Genomic DNA, 15,185 nt, shown 5'->3' with positions numbered 1-15,185 from the left:
ATGCTGGTTCGCGCTGCCGGAATGCAGGACATAGAGGCGCTGTTGGCCTTGGCCGCCAGCGCGGGCTCAGGTTTGACTAGCCTGCCGGCCAGCGAAGATCGCCTGGTCGCGCGTCTGCAATCAGTTGAGCAGAGCTTTCGTGGCGAGGCGCCGCAGGCAGATGCCGACTACTTGTTTGTACTCGAAGACGAGAAGGGGCGATTAGTCGGTACCAGCGGTATGCTCGGTGCGGCGGGTATGCGTGAGCCGTGGTACAGCTATCGTATGGGGCTGACGGTGGCGGCCAGTCGCGGGTTGGATATCTATCGCCAGCAGCCAACGCTGTTTTTGGTCAATGACCTGACCGGGGCAACCGCGCTGTGCTCCTATTTTCTTGATGCCAGTGCGCGTCAGGGTGATAACGCCCGTCTATTATCCAAAGCACGTTTTATGTTTATGGCGGACTGTCCGCAGGATTTTTCATCGCGCGTCATTGTCGAGATGCGCGGCCTTTCCGATAGCGCCGGGCGCTCGCCGTTCTGGGATAGCCTGGGTCAACACTTCTTTCGTATGGACTTTGCGCGTGCCGACTACCTGACGGGTATCGGGAACAAGGCATTTATTGCGGAAATGATGCCCAAGTTTCCGCTGTACGCCTGTTTTCTCAGCGATGCAGCGCGCGAGGCGATTGGGCAGGTACATCCTGATTCGGAAGCCGGGCGGGCGGTGCTTGAGGAGGAGGGGATGTGCTACCAGGGATATATCGATATCTTTGATGGTGGTGCCACGCTTGAGGCGCAGCGCAGCCAGGTGCGGGCTATTCGAGACAGTCGTAACCTGCTGCTATCGGTTGGCACGCCCGGCGATGATGCTGCGACCCACCTTATCTACAACCGTACACGTGAAAGCTGTCGGATGATCGCAGCGCCTGCACGCATTGCCGCGGGTACCCTGGTTGTTTCTTCGGCCTCGGCAGAGTTGCTGAGGTTGCGTGCCGGTACGCCGGTAAGGGCGGTGGCGCTGCAAGGATAAGTGTCGCCTTGGCCGCCAGTACTCTCTGTCTATGCTGGCTATAGACAATATCAACCGTAGAGATAATGCATCGTATAGGCTGATGCCTATATAATGCGGCTCTTTGCCTCGCTGTAGTAGCTCTCCGGGTAATTTCCCCCTACACGGCGCAGACCGTGATATGCCCATCGACCTGCAGCAGGCTGACCAGTTTGTGGTAAGGGACTTATGAAAAGCGCAGAAATCCGTGAAGCCTTCCTCCGTTTCTTTGAAGAAAAGGGACATAGTCGCGTCGCCTCCAGTTCGCTGATTCCAGCGAATGATCCAACGCTGCTGTTTACCAACGCCGGTATGAATCAGTTCAAGGACTGCTTCCTCGGTTTGGACAAGCGCGCCTACACGCGTGCGACCAGCAGCCAGAAGTGTGTGCGTGCCGGCGGCAAGCACAACGACCTGGAGAATGTGGGTTATACCGCGCGTCACCATACCTTCTTTGAAATGCTGGGTAATTTCAGCTTTGGCGATTACTTCAAGCGTGATGCGATCAATTTCGCCTGGGAGTTTTTAACCTCCAGTCAGTGGCTGGGTCTGCCGCAGGAAAAGCTGTGGGTGACCGTCTATGCCAGCGATGACGAAGCCTACGATATATGGACCAAGGAAGTGGGCGTGCCAGCTGAGCGCATGGTGCGTATCGGTGACAATAAGGGTGCGCCCTATGCCTCCGATAATTTCTGGGCGATGGGTGATACCGGTCCCTGTGGTCCTTGCAGTGAAATCTTTTTTGATCATGGTCCTGACATTTGGGGCGGGCCTCCAGGCAGCCCGGAAGAGGACGGCGACCGCTATATCGAAATCTGGAACAACGTCTTCATGCAGTTCAACCGCACCGCCGATGGTGTGATGCATCCACTGCCAGCGCCGAGTGTTGATACGGGGATGGGGCTAGAGCGCATCAGCGCAGTCCTCCAGCATGTACATTCCAATTATGAAATTGATTTGTTTCAGAGCCTGCTTACGGCATCAGCGCAGGCAATTGGCTGCGAGCAGGACAACGCTGCCTCATTGAAGGTGGTGGCAGATCATATTCGCTCTTGTAGCTTTCTGATTGCCGATGGTGTGCTGCCCTCCAATGAAGGTCGTGGTTATGTGCTTCGGCGTATCATTCGTCGCGCCTGCCGACATGGCAACAAGTTGGGTGCACAGGGTTTATTCTTCCACAAGATTGTCGCCGCACTGGCAGTGGAAATGGGCGATGCCTTTGCCGAGTTGCGCACGCAGCAAGCGCACATCGAACGCGTGCTGAAAACCGAGGAAGAGCAGTTTGCCAAGACGCTGGATCAGGGGCTGAAAATTCTCGAGCAGGATCTGGCGCAGCTGAAAGGCAACGAGATTCCGGGGGACGTCGTCTTCAAACTGTATGACACCTACGGCTTCCCGGTTGACTTGACCGGCGATATTGCTCGCGAACGTGAGCTGACGATTGATGAGGCTGGCTTCGAGGCGGCGATGGAAGCACAGCGCGAGCGTGCCCGTTCGGCTAGCCAGTTTGGTCTGGATTACAACAGTCTGGTCAAGGTTGATGCCGAGACCCTGTTCCAGGGGTATGCGGCTACCAGTGGCGAGGGCAAGGTTATCGGTTTGTATTGCGATGGCCAGGTCGTCGAGCAGCTCCGTGAAGGTGATAGTGGCGTAGTGATCCTGGATCAAACGCCTTTTTATGCTGAATCTGGCGGGCAGGTCGGCGACACCGGTTACCTCGAAGCCAATGGTGTGCGCTTTGAAGTGACTGATACCACCAAGGCCGGTCATGCGCACCTGCACCACGGTAAAGTACTGCAAGGCGCGATCAACAACGGTGCCGAATTGCAGGCTCGGGTTGATGCCGGCGTTCGCCAGGCCACCGCCCTGAACCATTCGGCAACACACCTGTTACATGCGTCTTTGCGCCAGGTGTTGGGTGATCATGTGCAGCAAAAAGGCTCGTTGGTGGACAGTCAGCGTTTGCGTTTTGACTTTAGCCATTACGAGGCGATCAAGCCTGAGCAGTTGCGTGAGCTGGAAAATCTGGTGAATGACCAAATTAGACAGAACTCTACTGTCGATATTGAAGTCACAGACATAGAGCACGCCAAAGAGAAAGGCGCCATGGCCTTGTTTGGGGAAAAATACGGTGACGAAGTTCGCGTATTGACCATGGGTGGCGGCTTCTCTGTTGAGCTTTGTGGTGGGATCCACGTTCGGCGCACAGGCGATATTGGCCTGTTTAAAATCGTCGCTGAAAGTGGCATTGCCTCAGGTGTGCGGCGTATAGAAGCCGTTACCGGTCAAGCGGCATTGGAGTTCGTTGCGCAGACCGAAGAGCGGTTGCGTGAAGCTGCTCAGGTAGTGAAGGGCAGTCGGGATACCTTGATCGACAAATTGTCTGCATTGGTTGAACGCACCCGCCAGCTGGAAAAAGACGTGGATCAGCTCAAGGCCAAGGCGGCGAGTGCTGCCGGTAGCGATATGGCTGCTGAAGCTCAAAAAGTGGGCGAGCGCACCGTGCTGGTCAAACGCGTAGATGGTATGGACGGCAAAGGGTTGATGGTTCTGGTTGACCAATTGAAGAACAAGCTCGGCTCTGCTGCAATTTTGTTGGGCGGCGAAGCTGACGGAAAAGTGGTGCTGGTGGCTGGCGTGACGAAAGACCTGTCTGGTCAGGTAAAGGCTGGCGACTGGATCCGCAATACCGCGCAAGCGGTGGGTGGTAGGGGTGGTGGCCGCCCGGATATGGCGCAGGGTGGTGGTACTGATGTTGCAGCACTGGATCAGGCGCTACTTGATGCGCTGAACTGGGTTGGCCAGCAGTAATACCCTTAGCAGCAAAAAGTGATTTAGCAAAACCAAGGGCGGCACCCGATCGAGGTGCCAGGCAACGGTCGGCAAGCCGATCTCTGGGTAAGGATTGACGTAATAACATGGCGCTTATTGTCCAGAAGTTTGGTGGTACCTCGGTTGGTAGTGTGGAACGTATTCAGCAGGTCGCCGAGAAAATCAAAGGCTTCAAGTCAAACGGGCATGATCTGGTGGTGGTGGTCTCTGCTATGAGTGGCGAAACCAACCGTTTGATCGAATTGGCAAGGCAGATTCAAGCCGAGCCGGATGCGCGTGAGATGGATGTCATTGTTTCAACGGGTGAGCAGGTGACTATTGGCTTGCTGGCTATGGCGCTGAAGGCGACTGGCGTGCCAGCAGTGTCCTTTACCGGTTCGCAGGTGCGTATTGTTACCGATAGCGCCCACGGCAAAGCACGTATACAGCAGATTGACGACGAGCGTCTGCGTAGTGAGCTGGCTGCTGGACGAGTTGTTATTGTGGCTGGATTCCAGGGCGTGGACGAGGCCGGTGCTATTACCACCTTGGGTCGTGGCGGCTCCGATACGACGGGTGTCGCTCTGGCCGCTGCGCTGAAAGCTGACGAGTGCCAGATCTATACTGATGTAGACGGTGTCTATACCACAGACCCGCGTGTCGTAGAGAGCGCCCGGCGCCTGGACAAGATTACCTTCGAGGAAATGCTTGAAATGGCCAGCTTGGGATCTAAGGTGTTGCAGATTCGTGCTGTTGAGTTCGCTGGCAAGTACAACGTACCCCTGCGGGTGCTGCACAGCTTTAAAGAAGGCCCCGGTACTCTTATTACCCTTGAGGAAAATGTGTCGATGGAACAACCCGTTATCTCCGGTATTGCATTCAATCGCGATGAAGCCAAGCTGACAATTCGTGGTGTGCCTGATACCCCCGGTGTGGCATTCAAGATTCTCGGTCCGGTGAGTGCTGCCAACATTGAAGTCGATATGATCGTGCAGAACGTATCGCAGGATAACACCACCGATTTCACCTTCACGGTGCACCGTAATGACTTCCGCAAGGCTGAGGCTATTCTCAAGGAAACGGCTGTCAGCATTGGTGCGCGCGAAGTCGCTGCTGATGACAAGATTGCCAAAGTATCCATTGTCGGCGTCGGCATGCGCTCGCATGCAGGCGTCGCCAGTAATATGTTTGAGGCGTTGGCCAAAGACAGTATCAATATTCAGATGATCTCAACGTCCGAAATCAAAGTGTCGGTCGTGATTGCCGAGAAGTATCTGGAGCTGGCTGTGCGTTCTCTGCATACCGCCTTTGGTCTGGATGCGGAGCCTGTGCAACAGGCCTGAATCATATTGAATTCCTGCAGGCCGGCGACGGTCTGCTTGCAAGGGCACGGTCTCTGGCTGCCGTGTCCGCCTGTGACCCTTCAGGGGGCTGGAGGCACCAAGCCGGTTTTTTGCAGACTGTTGTGTCCTGATCATGAGCAAGGAGAAAAGGAATGCTGATACTCACTCGACGGGTTGGTGAGACCCTGATGGTAGGTGATGAAGTGACCGTGACCGTTCTGGGTGTCAAGGGCAACCAGGTTCGAATCGGCGTGAATGCCCCGAAAGAAGTGGCTGTACACCGTGAAGAAATTTACCAACGGATCCAGAAAGAAAAAGATGAAGAACCAAATAACTAATTTTATTAGGTTTTTCCTTGCAATAAGAAAAGCGCGCAGTTAATATTCTGCGCGTGTTACGGAGAGGTGGCCGAGTGGCTGAAGGCGCTCCCCTGCTAAGGGAGTATATCTCAAAAGGGTATCGCGGGTTCGAATCCCGCCCTCTCCGCCACTTTGTGGTTTGTAGGTTGTCAAACGTTAGCTTCTGAAATTTAAAGAAAAAAATGTTTGACAGGATAAAAAAACAGCCTATAATTCGCACCCATAATGCACTCGTAGCTCAGCTGGATAGAGTACTCGGCTACGAACCGAGCGGTCGGAGGTTCGAATCCTCCCGAGTGCACCAAACAGGAAAACCCACTGAATTCAGTGGGTTTTTTTTTGCTGTCACAAAAGTACAGCTGAGCGCGACGGCAAAGCCTGCTAGGCTGAAGCGCAATCTCATTGGTGTGATCTGCTTGATCCGCTTGTGCTGAATCCCGTGCTTCGGGCCTGCTAGGAATGCTGCTATGCCGGACCTCAATAGAAAGTCTCCAGAAAGCCTGCAGGACCGACTGGATCAGGTGCAGGAGCTCCTTAGTCGGCAACGTCTGGTCGAAGACCTGGTACACAAGCAGGAAGGTCCTCAGCAGGAGCTGGTTGAGCACTTGGTGCATCAGCAAAACCTGGTAAAGCTTCAGCGCAAGCTGGACGAGCTGCATCCCGCCGACGTCGCCTATATTCTCGAATCTCTCCCGCTATCTGAACGCCTTGCCGTATGGCAGTTGGTCAAAGTCGAGCGCGATGGTGAGATTCTGCTCGAAGTGTCCGATGCGGTGCGCGAAACGCTGATCGCCGATATGGATAGCGACGAGATCTTGGCTGCAGCCAATACCCTTGATGCGGATGAGCTGGCAGATCTTGCCCCCGACCTGCCGCGCGATGTTGTGCGTGAGCTTATGGATACGCTGGATGCCCAGCAGCGCGATCGCCTGAAGTCGGCGTTGTCGTACGACGATGATCAGGTCGGTGCGCTGATGGACTTCGATATGATCACCATCCGTGATGATGTCAGTCTGGAGGTGGTCAGTCGTTATCTGCGCCGCTTTGATGCCCTGCCAGACCATACCGATAAACTCTTTGTGGTAGATACCGATGGCCTGCTCAAGGGCGTATTGCCAATCAAGAAGCTATTGGTCGGTTCGCCTGATGATGTGGTTGTTGACGTCATGGTGGAGGATCCGGTCGTTTTTGATCCGCAAGACGATGCGGGTGAGGCCGCTCAGGCGTTTGAGCGCTACGACCTGGTATCTGCCCCAGTGGTTGATGCGCGTGGCCGCCTGTGCGGCCGTCTGACCATTGACGAGATGGTCGACTACATTCGTGAAGAGAGTGAGGCTGAGGTGCTGAGCGCGGCGGGTCTGCGTGAAGAGGAAGATATCTTTGCCTCGGTCTGGAAGTCGGTACGTAACCGCTGGGCCTGGTTGGCGCTCAATCTGTGTACTGCGTTAATTGCCTCGCGGGTTATTGGTCTGTTCGAACATTCGATTGAGCAACTGGTTGCTCTGGCGGCATTAATGCCTATTGTTGCTGGTATTGGCGGTAACTCGGGCAACCAGACCATTACCATGATTGTTCGTGGTGTGGCGACGGGGCAGGTGCAGGTAGCGCACGGCAAGCGCCTGTTGCGCAAGGAAGCCAGCGTTGCGCTGATCAATGGTTTTTTCTGGGGTGCAGTGTTGGCTGGCATAGCCATGGTTTTATACGGCAGTCTGCCGCTGGCGGTCGTGTTGATGTCCGCAATGACGCTGAATATGCTGCTGGCGGCCTGTATGGGAGTATTCATACCCTTGATTCGACTGCGCCTGGGTGGTGACCCGGCACTCGGTTCAAGTGTGCTGATTACCGCTATAACCGACAGCGGAGGCTTCTTTATCTTCCTCGGGTTGGCCACTATCTTCCTTCTTTGATCGGCTCGCAGGTGCAGGCTTGCGGTGTCGCGTTGATTGCCAAAAATGTCACATCAGGATACATTAAGCCGTTTTTCCGTGTGGGAGGGCCGCTTAACTGTGGTCCAGATGTGCTAGCACCCACTGTATTTTTCCAACTATAAGCAGCATGGCTTTACCCCATGCCCTGAGCTGCAGGAGATAAAATGGAACCGACCAATATGGTTGCCGAAGGCGTGGAACTGATGTTCCTTGGAATGGGATCAGTCTTTGGGTTTCTGATTCTGCTGGTTACTTGCACCAGCATCATGTCTGTAATCTTGTCGCGTTTTTTCCCCGAGGCGCTGCCCGCGCCAAAGAAGCCTGCGCGTAAGTCCAGCGCTGCCCCTGCCAGTGTTGACCCGGATGTTGTCGCCGCCATTGGCGCTGCTATCAAGCAGCATCGTTCGCGTCGCAGTTCCTGACACCTCTTTCGCGGTTTTCACCATTAAAATCATAAAGGCCATAACACTATGACCGATACTAAAAAGCCCTTGGGCATTACCGATGTGATCCTGCGTGATGCGCATCAATCCATTCTGGCTACCCGTATGCGACTTGACGACATGCTGCCGATTGCCGGCAAGCTTGATCAGGTTGGTTTCTGGTCTGTCGAATCCTGGGGCGGGGCGACTTTTGATTCCTGCATTCGCTATCTTGGCGAAGATCCATGGGAGCGCATTCGTGCGCTGAAGCAAGCGATGCCGAATACCCGCCAGCAAATGTTGCTGCGTGGTCAGAACTTGCTGGGTTATCGCCACTATGCTGATGACGTCGTAGAGAAGTTTGTTGAGCGCGCTGCCGTTAACGGCGTTGATGTGTTCCGCGTGTTTGATGCGATGAACGATCCGCGTAACCTGGAAACCGCGCTTAAGGCCGTCAAGGCGCAGGGCAAGCATGCCCAGGGCACCATCTCCTACACCACCAGCCCGGTGCACACCCTGCAGATGTGGGTCGACTTGGCCAAGCAGATCGAAGACATGGGCGCTGACTCCATCGCGATCAAGGATATGGCCGGCATCCTGAACCCTTATGTGGCGTTCGATCTGGTTACCCAGCTCAAGAGCACGCTAAGCATTCCGGTGCACATGCAGTGTCACGCAACAGCTGGTCTGTCGACTGCGGCAATCATGAAGGCAGCAGAAGCGGGTATCGATAACGTCGACTCTGCGATTTCCTCCATGTCCATGACCTACGGTCACTCACCGACCGAATCTGTTGTGGCAATCTTCCAGAACAGCGAGCGTGATACCGGTTTGAACCTGGAACTGCTGGAAGAGGTCGCCGCCTATTTCCGTGAAGTGCGGAAGAAGTACGCCAAGTTTGAAGGCAACCTGAAGGGCGTTGACTCGCGCATCCTGGTTGCGCAGGTGCCGGGCGGCATGCTGACTAACATGGAAAACCAGTTGAAAGAGCAGGGCGCCAGCGACAAGTTTGACGACGTTCTGGCTGAGATTCCACGTGTTCGCGAGGATCTTGGTTTTATCCCGCTGGTTACTCCGACTTCCCAGATTGTCGGTACTCAGGCAGTTATCAACGTACTGACGGGTGAGCGCTATAAATCGATCACCAAAGAAACCGCTGGCATTCTGAAAGGCGAGTATGGCTCTGCACCAGCGCCGTTCAATGCTGAGTTGCAAGCACGCGTGCTGGATGGTGCCGAGGCAATTACCTGTCGCCCTGCGGACCTGCTTGAGCCAGAGATGGATAAGCTGACTGCTGAGCTGAAAGGCCTGGCTAGTGAAAAAGGCATTAAGCTTGCGGACGATGCAATCGACGATGTCCTGACCTACGCCTTGTTCCCGCAGATTGGTCTCAAGTTCCTGGAAAACCGTGGCAATCCGGATGCATTTGAGCCGGTACCGACTGGTAACGAGCTGCCTGCGGCTGCCAAGGGTGCGGGCCCTGAGGCTTACACCGTCAGTGTTAACGGTAAAGAATATGTAGTGCAGGTTACTGATGGCGGCGATATCTCCGGTATCAAGCCCATTGGCGAGAGCGCCGCTCCCGCTGCTGCAGCTGCTCCGGTAGGTGACGGCGAGCCACAGGGTGCGCCACTCTCGGGTAACATCTTCAAAGTGCTGGTCAATGTCGGTGACGAAATTGACGAAGGTGAGGTCGTGATGATCCTCGAAGCGATGAAGATGGAAACCGAAGTACGTGCGCTGCGCGGCGGCACGGTTACTTCCATTGATATCAAGGTTGGCGACGCGGTTGCGGTCGGCGATACCTTGCTGACCATAGGTTAAGGGGGACTTAATGGATAAGCTCCTCCAACTGTGGCAGACCACAGGCATCTATCACATGGTCTGGGGACAGGCCGTCATGATTATTGTCTGTTTTGGTCTGATCTACCTGGCTATTCGCAAGGGTTTCGAGCCACTGCTGCTGATCCCGATCGGCTTCGGCGGTATTCTGGCCAACCTGCCCGTGGCCAACATGGCGCAAGGCAGCGGTATTCTGCACCTTATCTATGAAGTCGGCTTGCCGACCAGCGTCTTCCCGCTGCTGATCTTCATGGGTGTAGGCGCGATGACCGATTTCGGCCCCATGCTGGCGAACCCGCGTACGCTGTTGCTGGGTGCCGCTGCGCAGTTCGGTATCTTTGGCACGCTGCTGGGCGCATTGGCGTTGACCTCTGCCGGCATCCCCGGATTCGAGTTCTCGATGAAAGAGGCCGCTTCCATCGCCATCATTGGTGGTGCTGACGGACCGACCTCGATCTTTGTGACCGCGAAATTGGCGCCGGACCTACTGGGGCCGATTGCCGTTGCTGCCTACTCCTACATGGCGTTGGTGCCCTTGCTACAGCCGCCGATCATGCGCGCTCTGACGTCGCAGAAGGAGCGTGGCATTGTCATGACTCAGCTGCGCGTGGTTAGCAAAACCGAGAAAATCATTTTCCCGTTGTTGCTGCTGATGCTGGTCGCATTGCTGTTGCCTGACGCTGCACCATTGGTAGGTATGCTCTGCTTCGGCAACTTGATGCGTGAATCGGGTGTGGTTGAGCGTTTGGCTGACACTACGCGTAACGCGCTGATCAATATCGTCACCATAGGTTTGGGTTTGGCTGTTGGCTCCAAGCTATCTGCTGAGTCTTTTCTGCAGATCAAAACCCTGGGTATTCTGGTGTTGGGTATGCTGGCCTTCTGCGCAGGCACAGCCGCGGGTGTCTTGATGGCGAAGTTGCTGAACCTGTTCAGCAAAACACCGATCAACCCGCTGATCGGCTCTGCCGGTGTTTCAGCGGTGCCAATGGCGGCAAGGGTATCCAATAAGGTCGGCCTGGAAACCAATCCGCACAACTTCCTGCTGATGCACGCGATGGGTCCAAACCTTGCGGGTGTAATCGGCTCGGCGGTTGCCGCTGGTGTTCTGCTGAACTTTGTTGGTTAAGTCGTTTGCCAGACGTAAAAAACCCGCTCATTGAGCGGGTTTTTTTATGCTTGGTTGGTTACCAGGCGCTGCTAACCAAGCGATATACAGTGCGCAGCGAGCGTGGGTTACTGCTGCTCGTTAGCCAGCAGTGCCAACAGCGCATTTTGCTGACGGCGGCTCATTTCACGATACCGAACCAGGAGCGCCTGTTCTGAGGAGGACAGGTCATCCAGTTGCTCGTTTAACGCTTGGCGCGACGGTTGGGTTTGCTCAGGCAGAATGGGCAGATCAAGAAGGCTATGTTCGAGCCTGGCGATGATCTCGGAGTTCATGCTGCGGTGATGTTGCTTGGCGACGTCGGCAATGCGGTCGCGCATGCCCTCGGGCAGCCTTACAACGAACTTGTCTGCGGTGCGGCTGGTGTAGTTTTGAGTAGCAGTTTTCATAGGGCAACAATGATCGCTTGTTTGAAGTGAGTTGGTACTGGCCAAGCGGAAAAATGCAGCAATTTGCGCTTTGACAGACCACCACGCGGCTGAATGCAGCTGAATAATATAATTATAGACAACTAGAGCCTGTTAAGTGCCCTAGTTAATCCTGTTTTTTTACACTGCGCCAGTGGGTGACAAAAAAATGTCTCCGTTTTGTGACGGAATTACGACGAATGGCATTTAGCCATGAATGCCGATGCGGTGGTCAAAGTCGTCAGTATTCAGTTAACATGCGCTCTTAATTGATCGAGTTCAATGAGTTGGCACCGTCAGCTCATGCTCTTTACGCGCTTGTAGCTCAGCTGGATAGAGCAACCGCCTCCTAAGCGGTAGGTCCCCGGTTCGAATCCGGGCTCGCGCACCATTTATAGCAAAGGCTTGCGCGATGTTAATCGGCAAGCTTTTTTTGTTCCAGGTGGGCGCTCTTGCCTGCCGTTCAGCCGTTAAAATGTCCAGCATGCCTGCTTTTCCCGTGCGGGGTATAGAACCGAGCGGGCGGATGAATCAGGAGATTTCGGTGACTACTATCGGTTCGCAAGCCGTCTCTGATGCCTCGCTATCAGCTCGAGATGTTTATCAGTTATTCAAAAACGTAGCGCTAGGCCTGATTGAGGTGGAGCCCCTCACTCCGCAATGGTCTGAGGTGGAAACCGGGCGTGTGATTGTGTTGCTGGGGGACTATCGCGTGACCTTCTGCAAAGATGCAGGTGAGTTGGATTATTGCCTCAGCTGTGAGTCGCCTGACGGTCAGCTTGCCGATATAAATGATTGGCCGGCCAGAGGAACTGATCCACTTGAATTACTGAGCGTCTGGGAGCGCAGGCAGATGCTGTCAGCGCTCCAGGCTGCAAGCAAAGGTTAAGCGATTGTGTATTCAGGTGAGGGCAGTCCTTTCCTCGTTCTATATCTGGTGCTTTCCGCTCAGGCTCTTAATATCTAAACCTTTCTCCTTCCCCTCATGTAGATGCTCTTGTTGCTCATTGACGCACTCGGATATTCATTGATAGCGTATAGCTATAAGCCGCTTTGAATTATCTCAATGGCGTCAGCTGTCTGCCGTGCTTAACTTAGGGGCAGGTTGCAGGCACGCACCAAGGCTCATAACGCCTTCAACGCTGTTTGTGTAAGCCGTAACACCCAATACTGAAGCGGAGATCGACATGAGTGACAAGAAAGCAGGCGGATGCCCAGTGATGCATGGTTCAAACACCAAGTTAACGGGGCGGGGCACCATGAATAAGGATTGGTGGCCTAACCAGCTTAATCTGAGCATCCTGCATCAGCACAATCCCAAATCCGATCCCATGGGCGATGGTTTCGATTACGCTGCTGAATTTAATAAGCTCGACTTGGCTATGGTCAAGCGTGACGTTGCGGCACTGATGACCGACTCCAAGGACTGGTGGCCTGCCGATTACGGTCACTATGGTCCCTTCATGATTCGCATGGCGTGGCACTCTGCCGGTACTTACCGTACTGCTGACGGTCGCGGCGGCGCCTCCACCGGTAACCAGCGGTTTGCACCCTTGAATAGCTGGCCGGATAACGCCAACCTCGACAAGGCCCGTCGCTTGTTGTGGCCGATCAAGAAAAAGTACGGTAACAAGCTGTCCTGGGCCGATCTGTATATTCTCACCGGCAATATGGCGCTGGAAACCATGGGGCTTAAGCCTTTTGGCTTTGGCGGCGGTCGCGAGGATATCTGGGCCCCCGAAGAGGATATCTATTGGGGCGCAGAGGAGGAGTGGCTGGCAACCAGTGATAAACTCAATAGCCGCTACTCGGGTGACCGCGACCTGGAAAATCCGCTGGCCGCTGTGCAAATGGGTCTGATTTATGTCAACCCGGAAGGACCAGACGGTAAGCCGGATCCGTTGGCATCAGCACGCGACATTCGCGATACCTTTGAACGTATGGCGATGAATGACTACGAAACGGTTGCGCTCACTGCCGGTGGTCACACCTTCGGCAAGGTGCATGGTGCGGGCGACGCCGCGCATGTGGGGGCTGAGCCTGAAGCCGCGGCTATTGAAGAGATGGGTCTGGGCTGGAAGAGCAGCTTTGGTACCGGCAAAGGCGCTGACACCATTACTAGTGGTCTTGAAGGTTCCTGGACGCCGACGCCAACCCAATGGGATATGAGCTACTTCGATGTGCTCTTTGGCTACGAGTGGGAGCTGACCAAGAGCCCTGCCGGTGCTCACCAGTGGACACCGAAGAACCTGGCAGAGAAAGATCACGCGCCCGATGCCGCGGACCCAAGCAAGCGGGTGGGTATCATGATGTCTACCGCTGATATGGCGATGCGTGAAGATCCCCAGTACCGCAAGATCGCGCAGCATTTCCATCAGAATCCGGCTGAGTTCGCTGATGCCTTTGCACGTGCCTGGTTCAAGCTGACGCACCGTGACATGGGGCCAAAGGCACGCTACCTGGGACCGGACGTGCCAGCTGAAGACCTGTTGTGGCAGGACCCTGTGCCAGCAGTCGATCATGCTTTGGTTGATGCTCAGGATATTGCAACGTTGAAAGCCAAGCTGTTGGCATCGGGCTTATCGACAGCCGAACTGGTATCCACCGCCTGGGCCTCGGCCTCCACCTATCGCGACTCCGATAAACGTGGCGGCGCCAACGGGGCGCGCATTCGTTTGGCGCCCCAGAAAGACTGGGAAGCTAACCAGCCGCAGCAGTTGGCCAAGGTACTCAAGGCGCTGGAAGCAGTGCAAGCGGACTTTAACTCAGCCCAATCAGCGGGTAAGAAAGTGTCGCTGGCGGATTTGATCGTGCTTGGCGGAGCTGCAGCGATTGAGCAGGCAGCAGGCGCTGCTGGTCACCACATTGAGGTTCCGTTTGCACCGGGCCGCACTGACGCGACTGAGGAGCAAACAGATGCAGAGTCGTTTGAGCCTCTGAAGCCTGAAGCGGACGGTTTCCGTAATTATCGTCGCGCTCGCTTTACTGTCGCCGATGAGGAAATGCTGGTCGACAAGGCGCAGCTGCTGGGTCTCAGTGCCCCAGAGATGACGGTACTGGTGGGTGGTCTGCGCGTATTAGGCGCGAACCATGGTGCCAAGCAGCACGGAGTGTTTACCGACAGCCCCGGCACCTTGAGCAACGACTTTTTCGTTAACCTGGTGGATATGGATACTACCTGGGTACCCGTTGCTGGCGATGCTGATGTTTTTGAAGGGCGTGACAGTAGCACTGGCGCTATCAAGTGGACGGGGACACGAGTTGATCTGATTTTCGGTTCAAACTCGCAGCTGCGTGCGCTGGCGGAAGCCTATGCTCAGGACGATGCCAGTGAGAAGTTCGTCAGCGATTTCGTTTCAGCGTGGAACAAGGTAATGAACGCTGATCGCTATGACCTGATCTGATTCTCCTCTGTTAGTAAGCAGTAACCCTCGGGCGCCTTTTGGCGCCCGAGGTGTTTTCGGGCTTTGTTTCTGGCTTTGGCCCGTCGCTTGCTCAGCTTGATTCTCAGTACGAGAAATGAGGATGGATAGTTAGCCCGTAGGCTATTCTGAATAGTCTGATTTATGGGTTTTGATAAGCCGGTAGTGTTAATAGAGGCTCTGCCGTCGCAATCACCGTCGCAAACCAGGCAAAAGACCCAGAAAGATGTGCTCCATGTATATTTTCTGTCACGCCATACCTGTAACCTGCGGCTGCAATTGATACGGCTTGGATATACTAAGATTGTTCCTCTCTATGCTTTAAGGAACTCTGGTCCAGGCTGGTTGGTCCACAAGCGCTGATGGCTGGCCAGGTTTATGTCTGGCTGTGTCGCGGTCAGCTCTTTGAGCGTCAAGCGGAAGATGGTTCAAAATCTTGTCCGCGTTAAATTGC

General features: G+C 54.9%; 11 protein-coding genes and 3 tRNA genes. 13 read left to right on the top strand and 1 reads right to left on the bottom strand.

Annotated features, from left to right (window positions below; all coding sequences use genetic code 11):
- The 10 genes from astA to H4J77_RS04305 all read left to right on the top strand — a co-directional run bounded on the left by astA (position 1) and on the right by H4J77_RS04305 (position 10,863).
- Positions 1-1,011, top strand: a complete 1,011-nt coding sequence (gene astA, locus H4J77_RS04350) for an arginine N-succinyltransferase (protein WP_182247182.1) — start codon at positions 1-3, stop codon at positions 1,009-1,011.
- A gap of 207 nt (positions 1,012-1,218) precedes the next feature.
- Entirely contained in the window at positions 1,219-3,840 is a 2,622-nt protein-coding gene (gene alaS, locus H4J77_RS04345; RefSeq protein WP_182247180.1) for an alanine--tRNA ligase, read from the top strand.
- Between the two features lie 107 nt (positions 3,841-3,947).
- Positions 3,948-5,183 (top strand): aspartate kinase, encoded by a 1,236-nt coding sequence (locus H4J77_RS04340; RefSeq protein ID WP_123891430.1) that lies wholly within the window; start codon positions 3,948-3,950, stop codon positions 5,181-5,183.
- 152 nt (positions 5,184-5,335) lie between these two features.
- The gene (gene csrA / locus H4J77_RS04335; RefSeq protein WP_083724804.1) at positions 5,336-5,521 is read left to right on the top strand and encodes a carbon storage regulator CsrA; all 186 of its coding nucleotides are present in this window, start codon (positions 5,336-5,338) and stop codon (positions 5,519-5,521) included.
- Between the two features lie 60 nt (positions 5,522-5,581).
- A tRNA-Ser gene (locus tag H4J77_RS04330) sits at positions 5,582-5,672 on the top strand.
- A 97-nt stretch (positions 5,673-5,769) separates the two neighbouring features.
- Positions 5,770-5,846 (top strand) — tRNA-Arg (locus H4J77_RS04325).
- 163 nt (positions 5,847-6,009) lie between these two features.
- Complete coding sequence (gene mgtE / locus H4J77_RS04320) at positions 6,010-7,449, top strand: magnesium transporter (RefSeq protein WP_123891431.1); 1,440 nt, start codon at positions 6,010-6,012, stop codon at positions 7,447-7,449.
- 185 nt (positions 7,450-7,634) lie between these two features.
- Complete coding sequence (locus H4J77_RS04315) at positions 7,635-7,892, top strand: OadG family protein (protein ID WP_123891432.1); 258 nt, start codon at positions 7,635-7,637, stop codon at positions 7,890-7,892.
- Positions 7,893-7,940: 48 nt separating this feature from the next.
- Positions 7,941-9,716, top strand: coding sequence for a sodium-extruding oxaloacetate decarboxylase subunit alpha (gene oadA, locus H4J77_RS04310; protein ID WP_123891433.1), 1,776 nt, complete (start codon positions 7,941-7,943; stop codon positions 9,714-9,716).
- 10 nt (positions 9,717-9,726) lie between these two features.
- Positions 9,727-10,863, top strand: coding sequence for a sodium ion-translocating decarboxylase subunit beta (locus H4J77_RS04305; protein WP_123891434.1), 1,137 nt, complete (start codon positions 9,727-9,729; stop codon positions 10,861-10,863).
- Positions 10,864-10,970: 107 nt separating this feature from the next.
- On the opposite strand, the gene H4J77_RS04300 is transcribed toward H4J77_RS04305, so the two are convergent.
- Positions 10,971-11,291, bottom strand: coding sequence for an Arc family DNA-binding protein (locus H4J77_RS04300; RefSeq protein WP_123889713.1), 321 nt, complete (start codon positions 11,289-11,291; stop codon positions 10,971-10,973).
- A gap of 332 nt (positions 11,292-11,623) precedes the next feature.
- Here H4J77_RS04300 and H4J77_RS04295 point away from each other — a divergent pair.
- The 3 genes from H4J77_RS04295 (at position 11,624) to katG (ending at position 14,713) form a co-directional block, all read left to right on the top strand.
- Positions 11,624-11,700: transfer RNA gene (locus H4J77_RS04295), tRNA-Arg, on the top strand.
- Between the two features lie 153 nt (positions 11,701-11,853).
- Positions 11,854-12,198, top strand: coding sequence for a hypothetical protein (locus H4J77_RS04290; RefSeq protein WP_182247178.1), 345 nt, complete (start codon positions 11,854-11,856; stop codon positions 12,196-12,198).
- A gap of 298 nt (positions 12,199-12,496) precedes the next feature.
- Entirely contained in the window at positions 12,497-14,713 is a 2,217-nt protein-coding gene (gene katG / locus H4J77_RS04280) for a catalase/peroxidase HPI (protein WP_177412336.1), read from the top strand.
- Positions 14,714-15,185 lie beyond the last annotated feature (472 nt).

The organism is Pseudomonas sp. 5Ae-yellow (assembly GCF_014077575.1).
Classification (GTDB): domain Bacteria; phylum Pseudomonadota; class Gammaproteobacteria; order Pseudomonadales; family Pseudomonadaceae; genus Halopseudomonas; species Halopseudomonas neustonica.
Note: the sequence above shows the minus strand (reverse complement) of the source record. Positions and strands in the feature narration are given on the sequence as shown.

Excerpts from the sequence above, each read along its gene's own strand:
- H4J77_RS04315 (WP_123891432.1), top strand. The coding sequence starts at position 7,635 with ATGGAACCGACCAATATGGTTGCCGAAGGCGTGGAACTGATGTTCCTT.
- H4J77_RS04300 (WP_123889713.1), bottom strand. The coding sequence starts at position 11,291 with ATGAAAACTGCTACTCAAAACTACACCAGCCGCACCGCAGACAAGTTC.
- H4J77_RS04340 (WP_123891430.1), top strand. The coding sequence starts at position 3,948 with ATGGCGCTTATTGTCCAGAAGTTTGGTGGTACCTCGGTTGGTAGTGTG.
- mgtE (WP_123891431.1), top strand. The coding sequence starts at position 6,010 with ATGCCGGACCTCAATAGAAAGTCTCCAGAAAGCCTGCAGGACCGACTG.
- astA (WP_182247182.1), top strand. The coding sequence starts at position 1 with ATGCTGGTTCGCGCTGCCGGAATGCAGGACATAGAGGCGCTGTTGGCC.
- katG (WP_177412336.1), top strand. The coding sequence starts at position 12,497 with ATGAGTGACAAGAAAGCAGGCGGATGCCCAGTGATGCATGGTTCAAAC.
- csrA (WP_083724804.1), top strand. The coding sequence starts at position 5,336 with ATGCTGATACTCACTCGACGGGTTGGTGAGACCCTGATGGTAGGTGAT.
- oadA (WP_123891433.1), top strand. The coding sequence starts at position 7,941 with ATGACCGATACTAAAAAGCCCTTGGGCATTACCGATGTGATCCTGCGT.
- H4J77_RS04305 (WP_123891434.1), top strand. The coding sequence starts at position 9,727 with ATGGATAAGCTCCTCCAACTGTGGCAGACCACAGGCATCTATCACATG.
- alaS (WP_182247180.1), top strand. The coding sequence starts at position 1,219 with ATGAAAAGCGCAGAAATCCGTGAAGCCTTCCTCCGTTTCTTTGAAGAA.